The sequence below is a fragment of the Actinacidiphila paucisporea genome, assembly GCF_900142575.1.
Lineage (GTDB): Bacteria > Actinomycetota > Actinomycetes > Streptomycetales > Streptomycetaceae > Actinacidiphila > Actinacidiphila paucisporea.
Window position 1 is genome coordinate 269832 of sequence record NZ_FRBI01000007.1, and the last position, 25980, is coordinate 295811.

Below are 25980 nucleotides of genomic sequence, written 5' to 3' on the forward strand. Positions count from 1 at the left end.
TAGGATTGTACGGTTACTTAACGGTAGTTAGCATCGGGAGTGAGACTCTGTGGCCGGATCCTCGGACTTCGACTTTTTCCGGACCTCCGAAGAGCACGACATGCTGCGGGACGCCGTGCGCTCCCTCGCCGAGGCGAAGATCGCCCCCTTCGCCGCCGAGGTGGACGAGCAGGGCCGCTTCCCGCAGGAGGCGCGTGACGCGCTGGAGGCCAACGACCTGCACGCGGTGCACGTCCCCGAGGCGTACGACGGATCGGGCGCCGACGCGCTGTCCACCGTCATCGTGATCGAGGAGGTCGCCCGGGTCTGCGCGTCCTCCTCGCTCATCCCCGCGGTCAACAAGCTCGGCTCGCTCCCGGTGCAGCTGTCCGGCTCGGAGGAGCTGAAGACGAAGTACCTGGGCGCGCTCGCCCGCAAGGAGGGGATGTTCTCCTACGCCCTGTCGGAGCCCGAGGCGGGCTCCGACGCGGCGGGCATGAAGACCCGGGCCGTACGCGACGGCGACACCTACGTGCTCAACGGCGTCAAGCGCTGGATCACCAACGCCGGGGTCTCCGACTTCTACACCGTCATGGCGGTCACCGACCCCGACAAGCGCTCCAAGGGCATCTCGGCCTTCGTGGTGGAGAAGGGCGACGAGGGCGTCTCCTTCGGCGCCCCGGAGAAGAAGCTGGGCATCAAGGGCTCGCCGACCCGCGAGGTCTACTTCGACAACGTCCGCATCCCCGCCGACCGCATCATCGGCGAGGAGGGCACCGGCTTCGCCACCGCGATGAAGACCCTGGACCACACCCGCGTCACCATCGCCGCCCAGGCCCTCGGCATCGCCCAGGGCGCGCTGGACTACGCGAAGGGCTATGTGGCCGAGCGCAAGCAGTTCGGCAAGGCCATCGCCGAATTCCAGGGCATCCAGTTCATGCTGGCCGACATGGCCATGAAGCTGGAGGCCGCCCGCCAGCTCACCTACGCCGCCGCGGCCAGGTCGGAGCGCTCCGACCCCGACCTCACCTTCTTCGGCGCCGCCGCCAAGTGCTACGCCTCCGACGTGGCCATGTCGGTCACCACCGACGCCGTCCAACTCCTCGGCGGATACGGGTACACACGCGACTATCCGGTCGAGCGGATGATGCGCGACGCCAAGATCACCCAGATCTACGAGGGCACCAACCAGGTCCAGCGGATCGTCATGGCACGCAACCTGCCCGCGTAGCAACTCTGTAACAGCAGCCCCACGAAGAGCACCCCACTCGGGTGCTCTTTGTGGGTTTGGGGTCGAGTTGTGGTCGGTTTGTGATCAATTGACAAGCGGACGTGGGGGCTTGTAAAGCTGTGGGGCCATCAGCGGGGCGGGGGGCCGCACTGTTCGCTGACCGGCTCTTTCCGCGCTTGTGTTCCGATCCCGTGAAGGGAAGACGTGTCCATTAACCGCCGCACCGCGATAGCGGTGCGTTCCATCGGCGTCGCCTCCGCCGCAGCCGCTCTTGCGCTGGGCGTCGCAGGCAGCGCGTTTGCCTGCTCCATCACCGAGTTCACCCCCTCGGCGTCGTGCGACGACAGCCACCACGGCGTGATCCAGGTCCTCGACCAGGACGGCTCCGGTACCGCTGTCGACATCACGGTCTCCCAGGGGACGACGCCGGTCGGCTCCCAGAAGAACGTCAAGGGCACCAGGGAAGGCGTCACCTTCACCTTCCCCGTCGAGTGGGCGCCCAACACGGTCTACACCGTGAACGTCACCAAGACCGGTGGCGGTGACGTCGGCACCAAGGAGGTGACCACGCCCGCCACGGCGTGCGCCGTTCCCAGCCCGTCGCCGACCACCGCGTCTCCGACGCCGTCCGACACGGCCAGCTCGGCGGCGCCCACGCCGACGGCGACCACCACCGCGCCCGCCGCGGCTGTCGCCGACACCAACGCGCCCTCGCCGGCCGGTGGCACGTCCAACCTCGCCGAGACCGGTGGCGGCAGCAACACCGGCATGATCGCCGGTGTCGCCGCGGTGCTCGTCGCGGCCGGTGGCGGCACGGTCTTCATGCTGCGCCGCCGCAACCCGGCCGGCCGTCACTGACATCCGCACCCCGGCAGGCGGCGTAACACGCCGGACGGCCCCGGTTCCCACCGCGTCGATCGCGGGGGAGCCGGGGCCGTCGGCATGTCGGCACGGGGGCCTTGGCGGCTACTTGGTCACGGTGACCTTGTCGTCGTGGATCAGCTCGCCGAAGAGCGTCTTCGCCTTCGTCATGTCCCACTTGACGGCGTCACCGTCGTTGGACGTCCGGTAGTTGGCATTGGCTATCGGCACGGTGACGGAGTTTCCGCTGCCGCCGGTGACGCCCTTCATGGCCCAGAACATCGACACGAGATTGTGCAGGCTCATCTTCTTGTCCACGACGAGCGTGTCGAGGCCCGAGCCGATCACCGGGTAGAGCTTGAACGGGTTCAGCACCGTCGAGGGCGACGCCGCCTGGTGGGCGAGGGTCGACAGGAACTTCTGCTGGTTGCGCATCCGGCCGAGGTCCTGGTCGGCCTCCTGGTGGCGCTGCCGGACGAAGGCGAGCGACTGCTGGCCGTTCATCTTCTGGCAGCCCGCGGCGAAGTCCGCGCCCGACGCCTTGTCGTGCAGCGGCTTGTCCAGGCACATGTTCACCCCGCCGAGCGCGTTGACCAGGTTCACGAAGCCGGCGAAGCCGATCTCGGCGTAGTGGTCGATGTGGATGCCCGTGTTGTACTCGATGGTCCTGGTCAGCAGCTCCGGGCCGCCGTCGGAGTACGCGCGGTTCAGCTTGTGCGTGGAGGCCGCGTACCGCTTGTGCGACTGCTGCCCGGTGAAGGCCGGGATGGTGACGTAGGAGTCACGCGGCAGGCTCATCATCGTGGTGCCGTTGCTGCCGGTGTGCAGGATCATCATCGAGTCCGTGCGCTGGCCCGACGCGGCACCGGTGTGCAGAGTCTTCTCGTCCTGCTTGGTCAGCCCCTCGCGGCTGTCCGAACCGACGATCAGGTAGTTGGTGCCCTCGCCGGCCGCCGGGCGGTCCTCGACCTTGCTCAGGTCGACCTCGCGCCGCACCTTGGAGTCGGCCCAGAAGTACGTCGAGACGGACACCACGAGCAGCGCCACGACGAGGCCGAGGGCCGTGTAGCCGATCTTCCTGCGGGTGCTCCAGCGCGGGGCACGCGGTCCCGCGGCGCCGGGGCCGCCGGTGGCCGGCGGGCCGTAGCCGTCGCCTCCGCTGCCGGGCTGCGGGATCGCGCCGGGCGGCAGCCGGTCTCCCTGCGCGGGGCGGCGAGTGGGCTGCGCCGGGACCCCGCCCGAGGCAGCGGCGGCCCGGCGCGGCGACAGTTCTGGGGGCAGCGGAGGCTCGGAGAGCCTGCGCTGCTCGGTGTCATCGCTCCAACCGTTCATGTCCGTCAGTGTGCCCGGCTGCGGCGTGGGACCTTGAATCCAGGGCGGTTCTGTAGCAGATCCGATGCATTCGGCCACCGGCCGCAGCGGTTTCGTAACGGACATAAAGTAGCTGTCATGATCGATCCATCCGCAGGCTCCGGCACCCCGGGGACGCCTGCCGCGCCGCAGGCCCAGCAAGCCCCGGACATCGCGCAGGTCCCGGTGATCCCGGGCAAGCCGACGTCCGCCGCCCGCATCACGCTGTCGCACATCATGAGCGCCCACGACACCAACCTGCTGGGCACCGTCCACGGCGGTGTGGTGATGAAACTGGTGGACGACGCCGCGGGCGCGGTCGCCGGGCGGCACTCCGAGGGACCCGCGGTGACCGGCGCGATGGACGAGATGGCCTTCCTCGAACCGGTCAGGGTCGGCGACCTGCTCCAGGTCAAGGCCCAGGTCAACTGGACGGGCAAGACCTCCATGGAGGTCGGTGTCCGGGTCGTCGCCGAGCGCTGGAACGAGGCGGGGCGGCCCGCCAAGCAGGTCGCGAGCGCCTATCTGGTCTTCGTCGCCGTGGACGCCGAGGGCCACCCGCGCCGGGTGCCGCCGGTCCTGCCGGAGACCGCGCAGGACCGGCGCCGCTGGCAGGAGGCGCAGATCCGCCGTACGCACCGGCTGGCCCGTCGCCGGGCGATCCTGGAGCTGCGCAGGGAGCGGGCGGCCGAGGGCCTGGACGACTGACCCGGCCCCGCCGGCGCCGGTCCGCGCCTCAGCCGCAGCCCACCTGGTCGCCGGTGAGCGCGCCCTGCGCCGGCTGCGCACCGGGATCGGGCAGCGGCGCGGTGACCGGCCGCACCCTGGCCATGGCGAAGTCCGGGCCGAGCGTGACCCGCATCACCGGCCCCTGCCCGGCCGCGGGCACCAGTTGCGCGCCCGGCAGGGCGACGGCCAGCGCTCTGGCCGAGTCGTCCCAGCGCGGGTCGTAGCGGATGACGGTGTGCGGCACGTGCCGGTACGCGGTGGCCGGTACGCCGGTGGTGGCGAAGCCGGTGGCGCGCAGCGCCTGCTGGGTGCTCGCGGCCAGCCCGCCGACGGAGGTGCCGTTCGCGACCCGTACCCGGATCTTCGCCGGGTCGACCGCGATCTGCACGCCCGCGGGCGTGCTGCTGCCGCCGGGGGCCGGGCGCGGCGCGGTGAGCGGCCGGTCGGCGCGGATCGTCGCCCACAGCCGGCCCGCCTTGAGGGCGTCCCACTTCACGGTGGAGCCGACGCCGGGGACGTTGGAGCTGGTGACGCTCAGCGGCACCGAGGTGAATTCCGACGAGCCGGGCGAGAAGCCCTTCATGGCGCGGCCGAGGCCGATCAGGTCCTGGCTGTCCAGGGCCTGGTCGGCGCGGACCGAGCCGAGCACGGTGGAGGCGACCCTGCCGAGCCGCAGCGGGTCGGAGAGCGTGCCGCTGCTGGTGATCTTGTGGATGACCTGGGCGAGGAAGCGCTGCTGGCGCTGCATCCGCCCGAGGTCGGCGGCCGGGTCCAGATGCCGGGAGCGCACGTACTGCAGCGCCTGGCCGCCGTTCAGCGTCGTGGTGCCCACCGGCAGGTCCAGGCCCGAGAAGGGGTCCTTGAGCGGGCGGGAGGTGCAGACCGGGACGCCGCCGATGACGTCGACGGTCTTCATGAAGCTGGTGAAATCCACCTCCAGGTAGTGGTCGACGTGGACGCCGGTCAGCTGCTCGACGGTCTGCACGGTGAGCCGGGGGCCGCCCAGCGCGTAGGCCTGGTTGAGCTTGGCCGGCTTGGTGGCGGGGGTGGGTGTAGCGGTGGGCCCGGCGCCTTCCTCGGCGTTCTTGCCGTCGCTCGCGGCCTTCGCGCCGGTCTTCGCGCTGTCCTTGGTGCCGTCCTTCGTCCCGGCCTTCGGGGCGGGCGTCGCGGGCCCGGTGGGCAGCAGGACGTAGGTGTCGCGCGGGATGCTGACCACGCTGGCCCGGGAGCGGTCCTGCGACAGGTGCACCAGCATGATCGTGTCCGTGCAGTGGCAGGGGGCGCCGCCCAGGTGGTAGCGCTTCTTCTCGTCCGGGGCGAGGTTGTCCCGGTCGTCCGTCCCGACCAGCAGGAAGTTCATGCCCTTGCTGCCGTCGGGGCGGCCCTGCATGCCGCCGAAGGCGTCCACCCGGCCGATCGCCCCGTTCACCCCGGTCACCACCGCGTGGCCGATGCCGCTCGCGGTGATCACCAGCAGCGCGATCCCGCCGACGATCCGGGTGCTCAGCCGGACGGGAGGGCGCCGGACGGGAGGACGCCGGCCCGGCGCCGGCCGTCGTCCTGGCTGCGGCCGTTGGGGGCGGACTGGACGTCGGCTGGTCGGCGGCACGGGTTCCCTCCGCGGTGGACAGGCAGGAAGACCCGTTCAGGCTAGGGACAAATAGGACTGTCAGCCTTGCCCCCACGCGCTGGGGTCCCCCATTGGCGGTAACGTTTGCCGCGATGAACGCCGCCAATGCCCCCGCGCTCCCGGCCGTCTCCGTGATCATGCCGGTGCTCAACGAGGAGCGCCACCTGCGCAACTCCGTCCGGCACATCCTGGAACAGGACTATCCGGGCGAGCTGGAAGTCGTCATCGCGCTCGGTCCCTCCAAGGACCGCACCGACGCGATCGCGGCCGAACTGGTCGCCGAGGACCCCCGGGTCCACACGGTGCCCAACCCCACCGGGCGCACGCCCGCCGCACTGAACGCCGCGATCAAGGCCTCCCGCCACCCGGTCGTGGTGCGCGTCGACGGCCACGGCATGCTCTCGCCGGACTACATAGCCACGGCCGTACGCCTGCTGGACGAGACGGGCGCGGCGAATGTCGGCGGCATCATGCACGCCGAGGGCGAGAACGCCTGGGAGGAAGCCGTCGCCGCGGCCATGACCGCGAAGATCGGCGTCGGCAACGCGGCCTTCCACACCGGTGGCGCCGCCGCCCCCGCCGACACCGTCTATCTCGGCGTCTTCCGCCGCGAGGTGCTGGAACAGCAGGGCGGCTACAACGTGGAATTCATCCGAGCCCAGGACTGGGAGCTGAACTACCGCATCCGCGGGGCCGGCCACCTCATCTGGTTCTCGCCGGAGCTGCGCGTCTCCTACCGGCCGCGGCCGACCGTCCGCGCCCTGGCCAAGCAGTACAAGGACTACGGCCGGTGGCGCCGGGTGGTGACCCGCTACCACCGCGGCTCGGTCAACCTGCGGTATCTGGCGGCGCCCGCCGCCGTGCTGGCCAACGCCGCCGGCATCGTCGTCGGCGCCGTGCTGACGCCGTGGGCGCTGCTGGTGCCCGCGGCCTATCTCGCGGCCGTCACCGTCGGCTCGCTCCCGGCCGGCCGCGGCCTTGGCGCGGGCGCCCGGCTGCGCATACCGCTCGCGCTGGCCACCATGCACATGAGCTGGGGCTACGGCTTCCTGACCAGCCCGCGCTCGCTGGCCCGTACGGTCATCGCCAGCCGCCGCCCCGCCGTCACCGCAACCGCCGAGGAGTCGGCGCGGGCCGACGCGTGACCGTACGCCCGTAGGCACTTGCGCCGGTACGGGAGAGGGGTCCGCCGGAAGCTTCCGGCGGACCCCTCTCCCGTACGCGTGCGGCCCGGTCAGCCCGCCCAGCGGTAGATCGGCTGGATGGGCATGCAGCCCGTGGTGTCCGCGCCGTTGACGACGTCCGCGGTCTTGGGGACGCCACCCGCCTTGGGCAGCGTCGAGCTGTAGTCGGTGCCCTGCTTCCAGTCAGCGCCGACCGTCAGGGTGATGGCCTGCGCGGTGGTGGACGGCTTCACGTTGCTCAGCGGGATCTTCAGCGCCTTCGCCACCGAGGCCGCGTCGGCCTTGCCCTGGTCACCGGAGGCGGCCGGATAGACCACGCTGGTGCCGGGGCTGGGGACGGCGGTCTGGCTCGGCTCGGCCTTGGTGAAGCCCGCGGTCTTCAGAGCCGTCGCGATGGCCGTGGCGCGGTGGCCGACGGCCTGGTTGCCCGCTGTCCCCGCCGTGCCGTTGACCACGGTGACCGGGATCGTCGCGGGAGCCGCGGCGGGCGGGCCCGTCGTGGTGCTCGGCGTGGGCGACGCGCTCGCCGCCCCCGGGACCTTCGCCTTGCCGCCCGCGTCCATCGGCACGTCGTTGCGCAGCAGCGACCACACGGTGCTCGCGTCCGCGGACGGTATGTAGTGCGCCTTCGGGTCCTTCGGGTCCGCGTCGTGCGGCATGGTCAGCATCGTCATCCGGGACGGCGAGATGCTTTTCAGCTCCATGCCGAGGTCGTAGAGCTTCTTCGGGGTACCGATCTCCGAGGAGAACGCGAAGGCGCCCATCGCGGTGGTGGCGATCTTGTTCAGCCGGGCCGGGCTGGTGAAGAGGTTCTGGCCGCGCAAGGTACGGATCAGCGAGCTCATGTACATGTGCTGGGCCTTGGCGCGGCCCGAGTCGTCACCGAAGGCGTCGCGGGTGCGCAGCCACTGCAGCGCCTGCTTGTCCTTGATGATGCTCTTGCCCTTGGGGAGCTTCAGCCCGGACCCGCCGTGGGCGATGTATTTGGTGGGGCGGTCCCAGACGCTGTGCTGGACGCACACTTCCACGCCGCCGAGGACGTCGGCCATCTTCACCACGCCCGAGAAGTCGATCATCAGCCAGTGGTCGATGTAGACGTTGGTGAGGTTCTGCACGGTCGCGAGCGTGCAGCCGGGGCCGCCGCGGCCGAGTGAGGCGTTGATGATGCTGTTGTACTTCGGATAGACGTGGTGGGTCTTGGGGTCCTCGCACTCGGGAATGTCCACCCGGGTGTCGCGGGGAATGCTGACCACCGACATGTTGCTGCGGTCCGCGGACAGGTGGGCGATCATGATCACGTCCGCCCGTGCGCCCTCGCTGTCCGCGGCGCCGCCGAGTTTCTGGTCGTCCGCGCTGAGCCGGCTGTCGGAGCCGAGGATCAGGATGTTCATCGCCGTGCTGCCGTTGGCGTTGGCCTTCGGCTTGGCCACGGTCGTCTTGCCGCTGACCCGCTCGCCCTTGCGGATCTTGCCGGACAGGTACTCGTAGTAGCCGTAGGCCGCCCCCGCCGTGCCCAGCACACCCACCGCGGCCACGATCGCCACCCAGCGCAGCACCTTGCGCTTACGGCTGCGCTGCCGCCGCGGGCCGCCCCTGCGGTGCCCGCTGCCCTGGCCGGCGGCATGCCCCCGGCCGCGCCCGCCGCCGTGCCCCGCGGGGCCGCTGTCGGCGCCGCCCGCGCCAGGTCCGCCGGGTATCGGCTCGGGGCCGTCGCCGCTGCCGTGCGGGCTTCTCGGCCCCGGCACCTGAGCGCTCCCGTAGTCCGTCCCCTGCGGGGCGTACGCGCGCGCGTCGTCCCGGTAAAGGCCCTCGTCCCAGCCGTATTCGCCATGGTTCGACGCGGCATCCTGGCCCCCCGTTGCCCCGTCCCGCATCAAGAACCCTCCCCTGCGCCGGCCGTATCTCGGTCGTCCTCCTGTCAGACGGCCTTCGGCCGCACGGAGTTGCAGTCCAGGGGCCCCGACTTAACACGACGTGGGTAACGGGGAGGTTTCGTGAATCAACTCACACAGGACGAGTTGTCGGCTTCCGTCCGGTCCAGGCCGTCGGGGGGCGTGTCGGGGTCCGCGACCGGGACGCCGGCCCGCGTGAAGTCGGCGCCGAGGGTGAGCGCCATGGCCCCTGTGCCGGCCGTGCCCGCCGGGTCCGTGCCCCCGGCGCCGCCGGCCCCCGGCGACGGCCTGAGCGCCGAGCCGGGCAGCCCGAGCATCGCGGCCAGCGCCCGGGCCTGGGCGGCCTGCTCCGGGGCGTAGACCAGGGTGGTCCGCGCGGCCGGTGCGGGGGCGTTGCCGCCGTTGGCGGGGCTGCCGACGCCCTCGGTGCCGCGCAGCCAGGCCACCGTGCCGCGCGCCGCCCCGAGGATGCCGCTGCCGTTGTAGACCCGGACCCGGACGTCGGCGGGCGCGGCCTTCGGGCCGCGCAGCAGGGCGTCGCTCCTCGGCCGCTTCCTGCGCCTGCTGAGCGGGACGTCGTCCTTGATCATGGTGAGCAGCCGCCGCGCCCTGGCCTGGTCGACCACGACCGTGGCGTGGACCTTCTCGGCGGGGTTGTCGACCACCGGCAGGGTGGTGAAGGTGATGTGCCTGGCGTCGACCTTGCTAAGGCCCTTGGCCAGGCTGGTCAGCTTCGAGACGCTGCCGATCGCGCTGTCCACCGTGAGGGCCCGGGTCGCCACGTTCGCCAGCGTGAAGAGCTTCCCGGGGTTGGTCAGGGTCCCGCTGGACTTGATCTTGCGGATCATCGCGCCGAGGAACAGCTGCTGCAGCTTGATCCTGTCCAGGTCGCTCTGGTTGCGCAGCGCGTGCCGGGTCCTGACGAACTGCAGCGCCTGCTCGCCCTCGATCCGGTGCGGCCCGGCGCTCAGGTCGAGATGCGACTTGGGATCGACCAGCGGCCTGGCCAGGCACACGTCGACCCCTCCGACGGCCGTCGACAGTGCCTTGACCGCCTCGAAGTCCACCATCATGAAGTGGTCCACCGGGATCCCGGTCAGCGCGGTCACCGCCCGCATCGTGCAGCCCGGGTCGCGCCCGCCGACGCCCAGGCTCTCGTTGAACTTGGGAGTGGTCGGCCCGGCGGGAATGCCGGGGATCACCGTCGTGGTGCCGTCCTTGTGCCGGGTCGGGCAGGCCGGGATGCTCGTGACGATGTCCCGCGGGATGCTCATCGCGGTGGCATTGCCGCGGTCGGCCGACACGTGGAAGAGGATGGTGGTGTCGGCGTGCCCGAGGTTGTCCGGGTCGCCGTAGGCGCCGCCCGTGCCCTGGCGGCTGTCGGTGCCGATGACCAGCAGGTTGAGCGGGCCGTCGCCGAGGACGTCCTTGCTGCCCGCGTCGCCGACGTCCACGGTGGTGAGATTGCCGTTGAAGTGCTCGTAGACCAGGTAGCCGCCAACCCCGACGGCGACCAGGACCAGGCCCAGCGAGCCCGCCGTCCACAGCAGCGCCTTCCTGCGCCGGGACGGGCCCCTGCCGGGCGGGCGCCCCTTCCTGCGCCCCGCGGGACCATCGGCGCCGGGTGTGCGGCGGGTCCTGGGCGCCGGCACGGTCGCGGGGGCGGTGGGCGCGCGGCCGGCCTGCCGCGGCAGGCCGGCCTTCCGCGCCGGGTCCTGCTCCGGTCGCTGCCGCCGTCGGTAGGCGCCGGTCGCCGGGTCGATGACCCACTGGTCCGCCGGATCGATGTCGTCTCGGCCTTGCGTGTCCACGGTCCCTCGGGCCCTCCGTCTGGTAACCGCCGGATCGCTTACAGTAGTCGCCCGAAGTGGCGCCGGAGGATGATCCCGGGAGGTCCGATCCACTGACAAGCGGACAAATGACCGCAACTCCGCCCGGAATTGGCGTGGTCTTTCAGCAGCTTTTCACCGTTCTTTGCTGCGGATGTCCGTCTTCGCACGTATGTGCGCCTGCATTGCGGGGTCAGCAGTGGACGGCGGACGCGGGTGTCAGCGCCACGCCCTTGGGCGGCGCGGTGGGCGGCCCGACCGGGACGCCGGGCGCCGTGAAGTCCGCGCCCAAGGTGAGCGTCATGTTCGCCCGGGGCGCCGCGTCCTTCGTGCCGGGGACCAGCGCGGACGCGGGCAGGCCCATCATCGCGGCGAGAGAGCGGGCCTGGTCGGCCTGATTGGGTGCATATTGCAGAGTCGTCCTCGGCGCTCTGCCATGGGCGTCGCCGCCGTTGGTCGACCGGTTGACACCCTGGCTGTTCTGCAGCCAGGTCAGCACGTCCTGCGAGGCGCCGAAGACCCCCGTGCCGTTGTAGACCTCCACCCGGGTGTTGTGCGGTGTCGCCTTCGGGCCGACCAGTTTCGGGTCGGCCGCGGCAGGGTGGTCGGGCGACAGGTTCACATCGTGCGCCAGCAGGGCGTAGAGCTGCGAGGCCTTCGCCCGGTCGGCCACCGGCACCGTCGCGAAGGTCAGGTGCTCGGGATCGGCTGCGCCCATCGCGCCGGCCAGCGCCCCCAGCGCCTTCACGCTGCCCAGCGGGGCGTCGGTGGTGAGCGCGGCAGGCGCGGTACGGGCCAGCGCGGTCAGATTCCGCGGGTCGGCCAGCGTGCGGTCGACACACAGGTCAGCCGCTGCGATCCCGGTCGAGGCGGCCCGCGCCGCCGCGTAGTCGACCAGCACGACGTGGTCCACGGGCAGCCCGGTCGCCTGTTCGGCCACCCGCAGGGCGCAGCCCGGGCCGCGCCCGGCCAGCGCGGCGGAGAACGGCTGCTGCTTCGCGCCCTTCACCGTGCCGCCCCCGACCCGGCAGTCCGGGATGTCCGTCACCAATGCCGGCGGAATGCCCAGCGCCGTGGCATTGCCGCGGTCCGCGGCAAGGTGCAGCAGCACGGCGGTGTCCGCCGGCTTGCGGCTGAGCACCAGGACGTTCATCGCACCGGTGTGGACGGGGTCCTTGCTGCCGGCGGCGCCGATGTCCACGGTGTGGATGCTCGGCCCATCGCCCCGCCCCAGCGCGGCGATCCCCGCGATCACGCCGGCGACCAGCACGGCGCAGGCCGCGCCCACCGCCCACACCAGGGCCGGCGGCCTGCGCGACCTGGCCTTGCGGCGGCGCGAGCCTGCCGCGGGAGCGGCCCGCCGCCCGCCACGACCCGCGCGGCCGGCCGGAGCGCGTACGGCGGCGGACCGGGCGCGTCGTGGTGGCACGGGCTCGGCCGGCGCGGGTGCGGGGGCGGACACCGGTTCCGACGGCGCGTCAAGACGCAGCTCGTACAGGCCGGTCACCGGGTCGAGCACCCACTGGTCAGCCGGGTCGACGTACCCGGACTCCTCCGCGTCCACGGTCGATCGGGTCCCTCCGTCCACGGGCGGCCGACCGCTCACTCTAGTTCATCAGGCTTTGCCGCAGATGTCGGCATCAGCGGTCGTACCGCGGTAAACGGGCGCCGTGGTGCCCGGCGTACCGCTCGCGGTGGGCGTGCCGCCCGGGGCCGCGGTGCCGGTCGAGCCCGGCTTCCCGCTGTCGGCCTTCCCGTCCGGCGTCACCGTGACCTGCACGTCGTCACGCAGCGCCGCGAAGAGCCGGTCAGCGGCGGGCTGCACCAACTGGTCGCGGTTGCGGTCCAGCGTGTACTGCTCGCGCGGCACCGTCAGGAAGCGCAGCTGCCCCGCGGGTATCCGCTGGATGTCACGCGCCAGGCCGTACAGCTCGCTGAGCGAGTCCAGGCCCGGATCCGCGGTCAGCGACGACGTCGCCGCCGACAGCACCGGGTAGACCTTCGTGGGGTTGAGCAGCACGCCGTTGCTGCTGACCTTGGAGAACAGCGACCCGAGGAAGCCCTGCTGACGGTCCATCCGCTCCGTGTCGCTGCCGTCCCCGAAACCGTGCCTGGCCCGCACATAGCCGAGCGCCTGCTCGCCGTTCAGCGTCTGCCGGCCCGCGGGCAGGTCGAGGTGCGCCTTCGTGTCGTGCACCGGCTCCGCCAGGCACACGTCGACGCCGTTGATCGCGTTCACGATCTTCTTGAACCCCGAGAAGTCCACGATCAGGTGATGGTCGATACGGATGCCGGTCATGTCCTCGACCGTACGGATCGTGCACGCGGCGCCGCCGAACTCGAAGGCCCAGTTGAACTGCTCCAGCCTCGCCTCGGTCTTGCCCCCGCCCGGCTTGTCGCAGCTCGGCACATGGGCCATCAGGTCGCGCGGAATGCTCATCGCCGTCGCACTGTGCCGGTCCGCCGCCAGGTGCAGCAGGATCGCGGTGTCAGAGCGCTGTGTGCCGCTGTCCTCGCCGTACTTCTCGTTGCCGTCACCGCGGTTGTCGGAGCCCAGCAGCAGGATGTTCTCCGCCGACGTCGGCCCCTGCGTGGGCCGCTCCGAGGCGTGCACCTTCAACTGGACCTCGGTCGCGGTGTCCGTGGTGATGTTCCCGTCCAGCCGCTGGTACAGGTACCAGACGCCTCCGGCGAGGGCCAGCACGACCAGGGCGGTGACAGCCGCCAGCACCTTGAGCCACCGGTAATTCCGACGCGGCGGCGCCGGATCCGAAACGTCCTCCGCCGGAGGCTCTGCTGACGTCACGTCTCCGCCCATCCCTCATCCATGCGCCCCCCCGGACTCGTGCGCCGGTACGCCACTCGTTCAGACACTCGAATCCCCGCCTTGGTTGCCTCCCCCTGCGAGCTGCTCCTCAGGGGCCCCAACCCCCTGCCTCTCCAGCCCCAGAGACCCCCTGAGCACCCCTGGGGACGCGAGGAACCGCGCGCCCAGCCCCGACGGCGGGAAAGAGACAACGCCCCGGCAAGGGGCACCCCCTCAGGGGCGCGAGGAACTGCGCGACAAGCCACAGCGGACCGTGCGCGTGAAACGGGGGCCGCCCGGAAGGGGCGCGGGTCAGAGGGTCAGCGTGACCCGCTCAGTCGCCTCGCGCGCCGCGAGTTGTTCGGGCCCCAAAGCGGCAGCGTTACGGCACAGGACGACCGACCCGCCGACGGCGAGCGGCGCGAGAAGCCCGGCCGCCAGCCCGGCCCACGTGTCGTAGGGCAGCCGGGACAGCACCCGCGCCCCCGGCGCCAGCCGGTGCGCCTCGGCGGCGGCGACGGCCCGCTCCACGACCTCCCCGCCGGTCAGAGCGCCCTCGCCGGCGAGCCGCATCGCCGGCGAGCCCGCACCGATGGGCGCGTACGGCACGAAGCGGTCGCCCTGCCCGGGCACCTCGCCGGCGTAGTCGACGAAGCCGACGGGCGCCTGGGGGAAGCGGCCGCCCAGCGGGCGCAGCGCCAGCGCCACGCGCTCGCCGCCGCAGGCCCGTGCCTGTTCGAGCGTGTCGGGTCCGCTGACGACGAGGTCGGCGCCGGCGGGGTCGCCGCCCGGTTCGACGACCACGCCCGTGGAGAAGCAGGCCAGCAGCCACACCGCCGTCTGCCAGTGCGCGGGCAGCAGCAGCGCGAGCCGGTCACCGGGCTGTGCCCCCAGCTCGTCCTGGAGCAGGTTGGCGGTCTTGGCGACCCAGTTCGCGGTGGTGGCCACCGACAGTTCGACCCGCTCGCCCGTGGCGTCGTCGTAGAAGGTGATCAGCGGCCGCCCGGGGTCGGCGCGCAGGGCGGCGGCGAGCAGGCCGGCGGGGGTGTCCTGGGCGGGTGACGTCACGCCGGCCAGGCTACCGGCCGTGCCGCGGTGCCGCGGCGGCTACCCTCGTGCGGGTGCCCTCACCCCGACCGCTCCCCACCGGCGCCGTCCCCGCCCCCCGGCCGGAGCGGGGGCTCATCCGCACCTGGACCCCGCCGGGCCCGCTGGACGTCCGCCGTACGCTCCTGCCGCTGCGCCGGGGCCCGGCCGACCCGGCGTTCCGTATCGACGCCGACGGCACCGTGTGGCGGGCCAGCCGTACGCCCGCCGGCGCCGGCACCCTGCGGCTGCGGGGCAGCGCGGCGGCCCTGGAGGCCGAGGCGTGGGGGCCGGGCGCGCAGTGGCTGCTCGACGCCCTGCCGGCGCTGCTGGGCGGCGACGACGACCCGTCGGCCTTCACCCCGCGGCACCGCGTCGTGCACGAGGCGCACCGGCGCCATCCTGGCCTGCGGCTGACCAGGACCGGGCTCGTACTGGAGTCGCTGATCCCGTCGGTGCTCGAACAGAAGGTGACCACGGTGGAGGCGTATCGCGCGTGGCGGCTGCTGCTGCTCCAGCACGGCGAGCCGGCGCCGGGGTCCGCCGGCCGTATGCGGGTGATGCCGGACGCGCGCGGCTGGGCGCGGGTGCCGTCGTGGGACTGGCACTGCGCCGGGGTGGACGACAAGCGGGCGTCCACGGTGATGCGGGCGGTACGCCTCGGCGGCAGGCTCGACGCGCTGGCGTCGCTGCCCGCGCAGGAGGCCGGCACCCGGCTGCAGAGCGTGACCGGCATCGGCCCGTGGACGGCCGCGGAGACGCTCCAGCGCAGCCACGGCGCCCCGGACGCGGTCACGGTCGGCGACCTGCACCTGCCGCACCACATCGGCTACGCGCTGACCGGCGCCCGGCGCTCCGACGACGCCACGATGCTGGACCTGCTCGCCCCGTACGCGGGCCAGCGCCACCGGGCCACCCGGCTGATCCTGCTGGCCGCCCCCAGCCCGCCCCGCCACGGCCCCCGGCTGGCCCCGAACCCGCCGACCCGCCACTCCTAGATGAGTGAGTCCAAGGGATGGCCTGCGGACATGGCGCGAGGGCGCCCATGGTCAGTGTGTGAAGACAGACTTGGACACCCTCGCGACTGCACTCTATGCCCGGATCGACGACGAGTTGAAGGCTTCGCCGTGGCTGGCCCCGTGGCGTCCGGCAGTCGGGATCACGCCCACGCTCAGTGATGCCGAGCTTGTCACCCTGGCGGTGATGTCGGCGCTGCTCGGCTGTGTCTCCGAGCGGCGGTGGCTGCGGCGCGCGGGCCGGGAATTCCGCCACCTGTTCCCGTATCTGCCCCAGCAGTCGGGTTACAACAAGCGGTTGCGTGGCGCGTGTGAGCTGGTCAGGCGGATGATCAGGGTTCTGGCGCAGGACACCTCGCTGTGGACCGATGACGTGTGGGTGGTCGATTCCACCCCGGTTGGCTGCGGCTGCTCACGCGAGACCGCGAAACGCTCGGACCTGGCCGGCTGGGCGGAATACGGCTACTGCGCGTCGCACTCCCGGTACTTCTGGGGTCTGCGCCTGCACCTGGTCTGCACTTTGGGCGGACTGCCGATCCTGTTCGCACTCACCGGTGCGAAGGCCGACGAACGCGAGACCCTGCGCGACATGCTCGACTCCGCGCCAGGGGTCCAGGCCACCCACCACGGGCAGACGATCATCGGTGACAAGAACTACTACGGACGCGACTTCGAGCACGACCTCACCGAACGTCACCTGGAACTGCTGCGTCCGGCCCGCAAGGGCGAACCCGAACGGGCCGGCGCGCATCTGCTCAAACCGCTGCGCCAAACCATCGAATCGATCAACCAGACCCTCAAGGGCCAGCTTGACCTGGAGCGATACGGCGGCAAGAGCCCGGCGGGCGTAACCGTGCGGGTCCTGTCCCGCATCCTCGCGTTGACCACCGCGATCTGGCTCAACGACAAGACCGGGCAACCCGTCAAACGATCACTGACCGCATTCGATCACTGACCGCGACAGCACCCCTTGGACTCATTCATCTAGGCGCAGCACCGCCCCGCAGGGCCTACCGGACCGCGACGAAGGCCTCCGCCCCGCGTGGCGGGCGGGCCGGGGGAGTGGCGGACGGGCGGCCGATGGCCACCGCGCCCATCGGGTCCCAGTTCGCCGGCAGGTCGAGGACCGAGCGGACCACCTCGCGGCAGAACATCGTGGACGACACCCAGGCCGAGCCGAGCTGCTCGCCGGCCAGCGCGACGAGGAAGTTCTGCACGCCGGCGCCGGTGGCGACGACGAACATCTCGCGCTCCGCCGCGGCACGCCGGGCGTCGGGGTAGGCGTGGGCGCCGTCGGCGACCAGGCACGGCACGGCGAGATAGGGCGCCTTGCGCAGGACGTCGCCGCGCCGCAACCGCTTGCCGACGCTCTCTTCGGAGAAGCCGTCCCGCCGCAGGTCCGCCGCCCAGGCGTCGCGCATGGCGTCGAGCAGCCGCTCGCGCACCGCGGGTGTCTCCAGCAGCACGAAACGCCACGGCGTGGTGTGGTGCGGCGCCGGCGCGGTCACCGCGAGGGCGACCGCCCGCCGTACGGCCGCGGGGTCCACCGGCTCGTCGGTGAAGTCGCGCACGGTCCGCCGCAGCGACACCGCCTCCCGTACGGCCTCCGACGTGCCGAGCCGGAACATGTCGTCGGCGGCCCTGCGCACCAGCGGCCTGGCCCCGCGGTCGGCCCCCTCGCCGGCGTCCGGCGGGAGGACGACGCCGGGCAGGCCGCGGACCACCGCGACCGGGCGGCCGGTCGCCTTGCCCTTGACCAGGTCGCCGGCCGCGGCCAGCTCGTCGGCCGTCGCGGTCACCGTCATGTTCAGCGGATTGCCGTGCGAGTCCCGGCCGCCGCGCAGGTCGTCGAGGACGGCGACGCCCGCGGCCCCGATCGCCACGTCGGTGAGCCCTTCACGCCAGGGCCGCCCGAAGGTGTCGGTGACGACGACCCCGACGTTGACGCCGAGGTTCTCGCGCAGCCCGGTCCTGATCCGGCGTGCGGAGGCGTCGGGGTCCTCGGGCAGCAGCAGCACGGTGCCGGGCGCGGTGTTGGACGCGTCCACGCCGGCCGCGGCCATGACGAAGCCGTGCCGGGTCTCCACGATCCTGGTCGGCCCGCGTCGCGCCACCAGCCGTACGGCCTCGGCATCGATCGCGGCCTCCCGGTCGTCGGCGTGCACGAGGCGGCCCTCTGCCTTGCTGACGATCTTGGAGGTGACCAGCAGCACGTCGCCGTCGGCCAGTTCGACTCCGGTGGCGGCGATGAGCTTGGCGACGTCCGCGCCGGGCTGGACCTCGCCGATGCCCTCAAGGGCGAAGACCTCGAAGCGTGCCGCGCTCATGCCCGTACCTCTTCCGCGAGCGCCAGGGCCTCGCGCGCCATCCGCGTGGTGGCGTCCAGGTCGGTCATCAGCAGCGGGATCGCCCGGCAGCGGATGCCGGCCGCCTCGATCTGCGGGACGGCGCCCTCGTCGACGGTGTCGACCAGCCAGCCGTCGAGCAGGCCCGAGCCGTAGTGCGCGGCGACCGCGGCGGCTGTGGACTCCACGCCGACCGCGGCGAGCACCTTGTCCGCCATGCCGCGCACGGGTGCGTCGCCGACGATCGGCGACAGGCCGACCACCGGCACCCCGGCCTCGGCGATCGCCTCGCGCACCCCCGGCACGGCCAGGATGGTGCCGATGCTCACCACCGGGTTGGACGGCGGGAAGACGATGACATCGGCCGCGGCGATCGCTTCGAGGACCCCGGGCGCGGGCTTGGCCGCCTCGGCGCCGACGGGCACGACGGCGTGTGCCGGGACCGCGGCACGCAGCCTCACCCAATACTCCTGGAAGTGGATCGCCTTGCGCTCGCCGTCGGTCTCGACCAGGACGTGGGTCTCGACCCGGTCGTCCGACATCGGGATCAGCCGGACGCCCGGCTTCCAGCGGGCGCACAGCGCCTCGGTGACGGCGCTGAGCGGATAGCCGGCGGCGAGCATCTGGGTGCGCACGATGTGGGTGGCGAAGTCCCGGTCGCCCAGGCCGAACCACTCGGGTCCCACGCCGTACGCGGCCAGCTCCTCCTTCACGGTGAAGGTCTCGTCGGCCCGGCCCCAGCCCTGCTCCTCGTGGATGCCGCCGCCCAGGGTGTACATCACGGTGTCGAGGTCAGGGCAGACCTTCAAGCCGAACAGATGGATGTCGTCTCCGGTGTTGCCGATGACGGTGATCTCCGCCTCCGGCGCCGCTGCCAGCAGGCCGCGCAGAAAGCGCGCCCCGCCGATTCCTCCGGCCAGAACCACGATTCGCATGGGCCCCAGTCTGTCAGCCCGCCGAAGCGGCCCGTCGGCTGCGTCTACGGCCGCATTGACGCCTGTGCCGGGCCGGCCGCCACCGCGTCGGCCGCCGGGGAGGTGCATGCGTGCGGCGTCATCTCGGTGAGGCCGGGGAAGTAGACGTGCAGGCTGACCGCCGGCTCCAGGCTGTCGTTGACGACCTCGTGCACGTAGCCGGGCGCGAAGGCGCGCTGGGAGCCGCCGGCGAGCGTGCGGACGGACTCGCCGCGCGGGCCGAGCGTTCGCTCGCGCAGCGCGCCCTGCAGGACGGTGAGCACGCCGGACGAGCCGCCGTGGTCGTGCAGGCCGCTGCCCTGGCCCGGGAGCCAGCTGAGCAGCCACACCTCGTAGCCGGGGCCGGTCTGCAGGCGGGCATACCAGCGGGTGGTGGCGTCGTAGCGCACCAGCGGGGCCCATCGCCCGGGGTCGGCGGCGACGGAGCGGGCGAGTCCGGCGAACTCCGCCACGGTGCCGGGGTGCTGCGGCACCGGGGGGAGGAGGTGGGGCAGGGCGAGCGGGTCACCGGCGATGGAGACGTCGGAGTACATGAAGGTGTGTCCCTGGGGGTGTGCGCGAGTGGCGGGCGGTGCCAGGACCGGAGGTACGGGCCCTGGGCAGGGGGCTCAGCGACAGCGGCAGGGACAACAACAGTCCTGCGCGAGCGCGACGCAGCAGGACTCGCGGCGGCGGGTCCGGTAGGGCGCGTGGTGCTCGGCAGGCATGCACACAAGGAGACCGGTTCGGGCAACCCTCTGTCAACTGGATGTCCGTTATGTCGTCCTTCTTTCACCTGATCCGGCACGGTGAGTTGCGGAAAGGTTTGTGCGTAGGGATGTGCGGATAGGTGCTGCCACATCCGTGCAACCGCAGCATTCCGGTTACCGGACGCGCCGAGCTGGGAAGCGCGCACGCCGTTGCGGTTCGGCGTCGCGCACTTGTCCGAACATTCCCCGCGACGTGTGTTTCTGTGATCGGAATGTGATCCACAACGCTTCATCCGAACGGGCGGAACGTGGCGCGTCGCCGCAGCGTCTGACGAGGTGTGAGCCGTGGACCGGCCGGACCGCGGTTGACGGATCCAGGCTTTTGGCCCGATAACCACACTTTCCGTCACGCCTTGGTTCAGCGGAGTGAATAAAGGACCCAATAGCAGATCCCGGCTTGACTGGCCCGGATCGGCGCACTTGTAATTTCACTCGTGTCGTTCAGCCGCACATGGTGACGGCCACATCACGGGGAAGCACGACAGACGAGGGGCGCGCATGACCGAGCAGTTCCAGTTGCTGCTGGCCGAAGAGGCCGACGAGGAACTCGGCTGGCAGGAGCGCGCGCTGTGTGCGCAGACCGACCCCGAGTCGTTCTTCCCCGAAAAGGGCGGTTCCACACGTGAGGCGAAGAAGGTCTGCCTCGCCTGCGAAGTCCGTTCCGACTGCCTCGAATACGCCCTCGCCAACGACGAACGCTTCGGTATCTGGGGCGGCCTGTCGGAAAGGGAGCGCCGCCGCCTGAAGAAGGGCGTCGTCTGACCCGCCCCGGCCCCGGCACGGCCCCCGTGAACAGCGGTGGGCCGCCCGCCGGCCGCGCCCCGCACACCCGCCCCGCAGCCTGCCCGCCGCGTCCCCGGACGCGACCGGTGGGCTGCTGTTGTTCTCACACTGTGGTCCCGCCAGGGCGGTGGCGTCCGCGTGAGCCGTTAGTGTGGGGGGCCGTCCGAGATGCAACCCCGCCGCGAGCGGGCGCCAGCGTCCACCGCAGTCCAGCGAACCGGGGCCAGAACCTCGATGTCCGTGAACAGCCCAGCACCGGCCGCTTACCCGGCCGGCACCCCTGAGTTCCCGCGCCATGTCGTGACCGCCGTGCTGGTAGCGCACGACGGCGCGCGCTGGCTGCCCAAGGCCCTCGCAGGTCTGCTCGCCCAGGACCGCCCGGTCCAGGACGTCGTCGCCGCCGACACAGGCAGCGCCGACGACTCCGCCCGGCTGCTCGCCGAGTCACTGGGCGACCAGCGCGTCCTGCACCTGGCCCGGCGTACGACCTTCGGCGCCGCCGTCGAGGAGGCCGCGCGCACCGCCGCGCCGCTCACCGCCGAGCAGTTGCCCTATCTGGTCCGCCGCAGCGGCTGGGACCCCGTCAGCCGCAGCTGGAACGACGACGTCTACGACGAGCCCGACCAGCCGCACGGCGAACCCGTCCAGTGGCTGTGGCTGCTGCACGACGACTGCGAGCCCGACCCCGGCGCCCTCGCCGGACTGCTGCGGGTCGCCGACAGCTCGCCCTCCGCCGCGATCGTCGGCCCCAAACTGCGCAGCTGGTTCGACCGCAGGCAGCTGCTCGAAGTCGGCGTCAGCATCGCCCGCAGCGGCCGCCGCTGGACCGCGCTGGAACGCCGCGAGCAGGACCAGGGCCAGCACGACCAGGTGCGCCCGGTGCTGTCGGTGTCCTCCGCCGGCATGCTGGTCCGCCGCGACGTGTGGGAGGAGCTGGGCGGCTTCGACCGCCGGCTGCCCCTGATGCGCGACGACGTCGACTTCTGCTGGCGCGCCCAGGCCGCCGGCCACACCGTCCTCATCGCCCCCGACGCCGTGCTCTGGCACGCCGAGGCCGCCTCCCGCGAGCGCCGCCCGGTGGACTGCGCCGGCCGCTCCGCCGTCAACCCGCACCGGGTCGACAAGGCCGGCGCCGTCTACACGCTGCTCGCCAACACCCGCGGGCCCCTGCTGCCGTATGTGGCGCTGCGCATAGTCCTCGGCACGTTGCTGCGCACCGTGGCCTATCTCGTCGGCAAGGTGCCAGGACAGGCCGTCGACGAGATCGTCGGCCTGCTCAGCGTCCTGCTGCGCCCGGGGCGCCTGCTCAGCGCCCGCCGCCAGCGCGGCAAGGGCGTCGTCCCGCCCTCCGAACTGCGCCCGCTCTTCCCGCCGCCCGGTGCGACCGTACGTGCCACCGTCGACCAGGTCGTCAGCAATCTCTCCGGCCGCGCCGACGCCTCCTCCGCCGCGGCGGGACGCCACGGCGGCGCCGTCGAGTCCGGACCCGGCGACGACGACGGCGGTGAATTCCTGGAGATCGAGCAGTTCGCCCGCCTCAAGCGGATCGCCCGCAAACCGGGCCCGGTGCTCTTCGCGGTGCTGCTCGTCGTCTCGCTCGCCGCCTGCCGCTCGCTGCTCGGCGGCGGCTCGCTGGCCGGCGGCGCCCTGCTGCCCGCCGACCCCGGCGCCTCCGACCTGTGGAGCAGCTACGCCAGGTCCTGGCACGCCCTCGGCACCGGCGGCACCCAGTCCGCACCGCCATACCTCGCCGTACTCGGCCTGTTCGCGACCGTGCTGTTCGGATCCACCGGCCTCACCCTGACGCTGCTCCTGGTCGCGTCGGTGCCGCTGGCCGGATTCACCGCCTACTTCGCGTCCCGGCCGCTGGTCGAGTCCCGGCTGCTGCGCGCCTGGGCCTCGGTCGCCTACGCCTTCCTGCCGGCCGCGACCGGCGCCCTGGCGACCGGCAGGCTCGGCACCGCCGTGCTGGCCATCCTGCTGCCCCTGATGGCCCGCGCAGCGGTCGCCTGTGCGGGGCTCCAGCTCGGCAGCGCGGCACTGGACCGCGGCGCGCGCCCCAGTTGGCGTGCCACCTGGGCGCTGGCCCTGATGCTCACCTTCACCACCGCCTTCACACCGATCACCTGGCCCATCGCGCTGGTTCTCGCCGCCGCGACCCTGGCCTGGCGGCTGGCCACCGGCCGCGGCGCGCTGCTCGTACCGCACCTGCTGCGCTTCGCCGCGCTGGTCGTCACCCCGATCGTGCTGCTCGCACCCTGGTCGCTGACGCTGCTCTCGCACCCCGGCCGGCTGCTGCACGAAGTGGGCCTGCCCTACGGCACCAAGGGCGCGTCCGGCGTCGACCTGCTGCTGCTCAGCCCCGGCGGCCCCAAGGCCTCCGGCGGGCTGCTGCTGGTCGGCCTGGTGCTGGCCGCCCTCGCCGCGCTGCTGCGCGACACCCGCCGCACCGCGATCACGGCGGCCTGGGCCGCCGCCGCTGTCGGCCTGCTCTTCGCCGGCATCGAGAACGGCAAGGCGTGGGCGGGACCTGCCACGCTCGTCTACGGCCTCGCACTGCTGGCGGCCGCCGCGGTCGGGGCGGAAGGCGCCAACGAGCGGATCGCCGCCAGCGGCTTCGGCTGGCGGCAGCCCGTCGCCGGCCTGATCGCGCTCGCCGCCGCCGCCGCGCCGCTGCTGGCGGCCTTCACCTGGGTCGCGCACGGCGCGGACGGCCCGCTGGACCGCCGCGATCCGCAACAGGTGCCCGCCTTCGTCGCCGAGGAGAGCACCAGCGGCGACCAGGCCCGCACCCTGGTGCTCAGCGGTACGGAAGGCCACGTCGCCTACGCCCTGGTCCGCGGCGCCGGCGTCCGTATCGGCGACGCGGAACTGGCCGCGCAGGCCCCGCGGGACGCGGCCCTCGACACCCTCGTCGCCAACCTGGTGGCCGGCTCGGGCGCCGACCAGGGCAGCAGGCTCGCCGGCTACGCCGTGCGCTACGTCCTCGCGCAGAAGGGCACCCCCCGGGCGCTCGGCCGCGTCATGGACAGCACCCCGGGCCTGTCCCGGGTCAGCCAGGCCGACGGCAGCGCCCTGTGGCGGGTCGACACGACCGTCTCCCGCATCACGATCACCGCCAAGGGCGCCAAGCCCGTCGCGGTCCCCTCGGGGCGCGTCGAGGCGCACACCAAGCTGCCCGCCGGCCCGCAGGGCCGCGTCCTGCGGCTCGCCGACTCCGCGTCGCAGGACTGGCAGGCCACCCTCGACGGCGCCCGGCTGACGCCCACCACCGTCGACGGCTGGGCGCAGGGCTTCCAGCTGCCCGCCTCGGGCGGACAGCTCGACGTCACCTTCAAGGAACCGGTCACCCACACCGGCTGGCTGGGCGCGCAGGCCTTCCTGCTGCTCGTCACCGTCGTGCTCGCCCTGCCCGGCCGCCGCCGCGAGGTCGACGACGACCTCCCGGAGGCCGAGGGGGCCGTGGCCGCCGACATCCCGGCCCAGTCCGGCGGCGAGGGCCGCAGGGCCCGCCGCCTGCAGGCCGCGGCGGAGGCCGAGGCCGCCGCGAACGGCACCCAGGACGACGGCGGCCAGGAAGCGCCCGACGGCGACCCGGACCCGCACCGCCAGTCCGAGCGCTACGAACCTGCCGGAGCGCCGTACGAGCAGGCCGGGGCCGGCTACGACGCCGCGGAGGCCGGCTACGACCCGTACGCGGTCCAGGCCCCCGACGCCGGCCGGACCACCGACCCGTACTACGCGCCCTACCCCGACCAGCAGTGGGAGCAGCAGCCCTATCCGGCAGGCCAGGGCGGCGGCTACGAGCAGCAGGGCGGCTACGGCGACCAGTACGGCTACGCCCCGCAGCAGCCCGGCTATGACCCCTACGCGCAGCAGGGCCGGCAGGCGCCGCAGGACGGGACGGTGACCGGCTACGGCGACCAGGCGCCCTACTCCGACCAGGGCGGCTACGCCGACCCCTCGGCATATGGCGACGCCGGGACGTATCACGCAGAAGGCGACCAGCGCCGTGACGGGAGCGACCAGCAGTGAACCGCAGCACCCTCTCCCTGGGCGGCGCCGTCGTCGCGCTCGCCGTCCTCACGGGAGCCGCGTCCCTGAGCGGCGGCAGCGAGTCGGCCGCCACTCCCAAGGGCGCGGTGACCACGCTGCCCGTGCAGCGCAGCACGGTGGTGTGCCCGGCGCCTTCCCCGTCGGAATTCGCCGAGACCGTCTACACGTCGTTCACTCCTGCGACGACGAGCAACGGCACCGGCGGCACCGGCGGCGCCCAACTGGTCCCCGCCCTCGACAAGGCCAAGCCGCTCGCGCCGCTCAAGCAGACCGGCAAGGGCGTCACCGTCACCACGGACAAGCCCGGGGCACCCGCCCTGATCGGCACCGCCGACGGGCCGCTGGCCCCCGGCTGGACGGTCCAGCAGAACACGGTGGTGGACGCCGGACCCGGCCGCGGACTGCTCGGCACCTCCTGCATCACCCCGGACAGCGAGTTCTGGTTCCCCGGCGCCAGCACCGCGACCGGCCGCCAGGACTACCTGCACCTGGTGGACCCCGACGACGCCCCCGCCGTCGTCGACGTCGAGCTGTACGGCAAGGACGGCCTGCTCAAGGCATCGACGGGGGACGGCATCACCGTCCCCGGCAAGAGCGCCAAGCCGGTGCTGCTGTCCACCCTGGTCGCCGACAAGGTCGCCGACCTGACCGTGCACGTCGTCGTCCGCAGCGGCCGGGTCGGCGCCGCCGTCCAGGCCGCCGACAGCAAGGTCGGCACGGACTGGCTGCCGCCCGCGGCCGACCCCGCGACCTCGCTCGTCATGCCCGGCATCCCGGCCGACGCCACCTCGGTGCACCTGGTGGCCTACGCGACCGGCACCGACGACGCCGACCTGACCCTCAAGCTCGCCACCTCCACCGGCCTGATCGCCCCGGCCGGCCACGAGACGCTGCACGTCAAGGCCGGGATGACCGCCACAGCCGACCTGGGGAACGTCACCAGGGGCGACCCCGGCTCGCTGGTCATCGGATCCAGCACGGTGCATTCCGCCGTGCCGGTCGTGGCGGGGCTGCGCATCACCCGCGGCAAGGGCGACAAGCAGGAGATGGCCTTCCTGCCGGCGACCCCGGCGATCAGCACCAGGGCCACCGTCGCGGACAACCGCGACAAGGGCTCGACGCTCGGCCTGACGGCCCTCGGCAAGGACGCCAACGTCAAGATCACCTCGGCGCCCGGCCCGTCCGGCGGCACCACGGTGACCAAGACCGTCGTCATCAAGGCGGGCACCACGGTGTCCCTGCAACCGCAGCCGCCGTCCCAGAGCAAGGGCGGCTACGCCGTGACCGTCGAGCGGCTCTCCGGCGGCCCCGTCTACGCCTCGCGGATGCTGGCGCTGCCACTGGGCGGGGTGCCGATGTTCACGATCCAGCCGCTGCCCGACGACCGGGGCATGGTCCAGGTGCCGCAAGCCGCTTCCGACCTGGCCATCCTCGACAAATAGCGGGCGGACAGCAGCGGCGCGAACGGTGGAGGCGGCGG

General features: G+C 72.7%; 19 protein-coding genes. 9 read left to right on the plus strand and 10 right to left on the minus strand.

The genetic code is table 11. The features are described from left to right. Window positions 1-49: 49 nt before the first annotated feature. Window positions 50-1210, plus strand: a complete 1161-nt coding sequence (locus BUE44_RS14225; protein ID WP_073497977.1) for an acyl-CoA dehydrogenase family protein — start codon at window positions 50-52, stop codon at window positions 1208-1210. A gap of 204 nt (window positions 1211-1414) precedes the next feature. Then, entirely contained in the window at window positions 1415-2068 is a 654-nt protein-coding gene (locus tag BUE44_RS14230; RefSeq protein WP_073497979.1) for an LAETG motif-containing sortase-dependent surface protein, read from the plus strand. A gap of 108 nt (window positions 2069-2176) precedes the next feature. Here BUE44_RS14230 and BUE44_RS14235 read toward each other — a convergent pair whose 3' ends face one another. Continuing rightward, on the minus strand, window positions 2177-3403 hold the full coding sequence (locus BUE44_RS14235; RefSeq protein ID WP_073497981.1) for an LCP family protein: 1227 nt from the start codon (window positions 3401-3403) through the stop codon (window positions 2177-2179). 255 nt (window positions 3404-3658) lie between these two features. On the opposite strand from BUE44_RS14235, the gene BUE44_RS14240 reads away from it, so the two are divergent. Beyond that, entirely contained in the window at window positions 3659-4129 is a 471-nt protein-coding gene (locus BUE44_RS14240; protein ID WP_073498087.1) for an acyl-CoA thioesterase, read from the plus strand. Between the two features lie 28 nt (window positions 4130-4157). On the opposite strand, the gene BUE44_RS14245 is transcribed toward BUE44_RS14240, so the two are convergent. Continuing rightward, a complete protein-coding gene (locus BUE44_RS14245; RefSeq protein WP_200804414.1) occupies window positions 4158-5759 on the minus strand; it encodes an LCP family protein in 1602 nt (533 codons plus the stop codon). A gap of 113 nt (window positions 5760-5872) precedes the next feature. On the opposite strand from BUE44_RS14245, the gene BUE44_RS14250 reads away from it, so the two are divergent. Then, window positions 5873-6925 (plus strand): glycosyltransferase family 2 protein, encoded by a 1053-nt coding sequence (locus BUE44_RS14250; RefSeq protein ID WP_073497985.1) that lies wholly within the window; start codon window positions 5873-5875, stop codon window positions 6923-6925. Between the two features lie 89 nt (window positions 6926-7014). On the opposite strand, the gene BUE44_RS14255 is transcribed toward BUE44_RS14250, so the two are convergent. From BUE44_RS14255 to BUE44_RS14275, 5 genes are all read right to left on the minus strand, one after another. Then, a complete protein-coding gene (locus BUE44_RS14255) occupies window positions 7015-8838 on the minus strand; it encodes an LCP family protein (RefSeq protein ID WP_079189717.1) in 1824 nt (607 codons plus the stop codon). A 125-nt stretch (window positions 8839-8963) separates the two neighbouring features. Continuing rightward, the gene (locus tag BUE44_RS14260) at window positions 8964-10667 is read right to left on the minus strand and encodes an LCP family protein (protein WP_073497987.1); all 1704 of its coding nucleotides are present in this window, start codon (window positions 10665-10667) and stop codon (window positions 8964-8966) included. A gap of 211 nt (window positions 10668-10878) precedes the next feature. Then, window positions 10879-12249: an LCP family protein gene (locus BUE44_RS14265; protein WP_073497989.1), complete on the minus strand. Its 1371-nt coding sequence runs from the start codon at window positions 12247-12249 to the stop codon at window positions 10879-10881. Between the two features lie 51 nt (window positions 12250-12300). Then, window positions 12301-13503, minus strand: coding sequence for an LCP family protein (locus BUE44_RS14270; RefSeq protein WP_073497991.1), 1203 nt, complete (start codon window positions 13501-13503; stop codon window positions 12301-12303). 300 nt (window positions 13504-13803) lie between these two features. After that, window positions 13804-14559 carry a TIGR03089 family protein gene (locus BUE44_RS14275; protein WP_073497993.1) on the minus strand — a complete coding sequence of 252 codons (756 nt, stop codon included), beginning with the start codon at window positions 14557-14559 and terminating at the stop codon, window positions 13804-13806. A gap of 53 nt (window positions 14560-14612) precedes the next feature. Between BUE44_RS14275 and BUE44_RS14280 the strand changes: the two genes are divergently transcribed. Both BUE44_RS14280 and BUE44_RS14285 read left to right on the plus strand, forming a co-directional pair. Then, window positions 14613-15575 (plus strand): DNA-3-methyladenine glycosylase family protein, encoded by a 963-nt coding sequence (locus BUE44_RS14280; protein ID WP_079189726.1) that lies wholly within the window; start codon window positions 14613-14615, stop codon window positions 15573-15575. 58 nt (window positions 15576-15633) lie between these two features. Then, complete coding sequence (locus BUE44_RS14285; protein ID WP_073497997.1) at window positions 15634-16548, plus strand: IS982 family transposase; 915 nt, start codon at window positions 15634-15636, stop codon at window positions 16546-16548. Between the two features lie 55 nt (window positions 16549-16603). On the opposite strand, the gene BUE44_RS14290 is transcribed toward BUE44_RS14285, so the two are convergent. The 3 genes from BUE44_RS14290 to BUE44_RS14300 are packed head-to-tail and all read right to left on the minus strand — an operon-like array spanning window position 16604 to window position 19445. Beyond that, window positions 16604-17920, minus strand: a complete 1317-nt coding sequence (locus BUE44_RS14290; protein WP_073497999.1) for a coenzyme F420-0:L-glutamate ligase — start codon at window positions 17918-17920, stop codon at window positions 16604-16606. Next, complete coding sequence (gene cofD, locus BUE44_RS14295) at window positions 17917-18873, minus strand: 2-phospho-L-lactate transferase (protein WP_073498002.1); 957 nt, start codon at window positions 18871-18873, stop codon at window positions 17917-17919. The genes BUE44_RS14290 and cofD overlap by 4 nt, the downstream gene beginning before the upstream one ends. Window positions 18874-18917: 44 nt before the next feature. Next, the gene (locus tag BUE44_RS14300) at window positions 18918-19445 is read right to left on the minus strand and encodes a cysteine dioxygenase (protein WP_073498004.1); all 528 of its coding nucleotides are present in this window, start codon (window positions 19443-19445) and stop codon (window positions 18918-18920) included. Between the two features lie 714 nt (window positions 19446-20159). On the opposite strand from BUE44_RS14300, the gene BUE44_RS14305 reads away from it, so the two are divergent. The 3 genes from BUE44_RS14305 (at window position 20160) to BUE44_RS14315 (ending at window position 25942) form a co-directional block, all read left to right on the plus strand. Beyond that, window positions 20160-20423, plus strand: coding sequence for a WhiB family transcriptional regulator (locus BUE44_RS14305; protein ID WP_031519519.1), 264 nt, complete (start codon window positions 20160-20162; stop codon window positions 20421-20423). A 255-nt stretch (window positions 20424-20678) separates the two neighbouring features. Then, window positions 20679-24479: a glycosyltransferase family 2 protein gene (locus BUE44_RS14310; RefSeq protein ID WP_073498006.1), complete on the plus strand. Its 3801-nt coding sequence runs from the start codon at window positions 20679-20681 to the stop codon at window positions 24477-24479. Beyond that, window positions 24476-25942 carry a DUF5719 family protein gene (locus BUE44_RS14315; RefSeq protein ID WP_073498008.1) on the plus strand — a complete coding sequence of 489 codons (1467 nt, stop codon included), beginning with the start codon at window positions 24476-24478 and terminating at the stop codon, window positions 25940-25942. Before BUE44_RS14310 ends, BUE44_RS14315 begins: the two co-directional genes overlap by 4 nt. Window positions 25943-25980 lie beyond the last annotated feature (38 nt).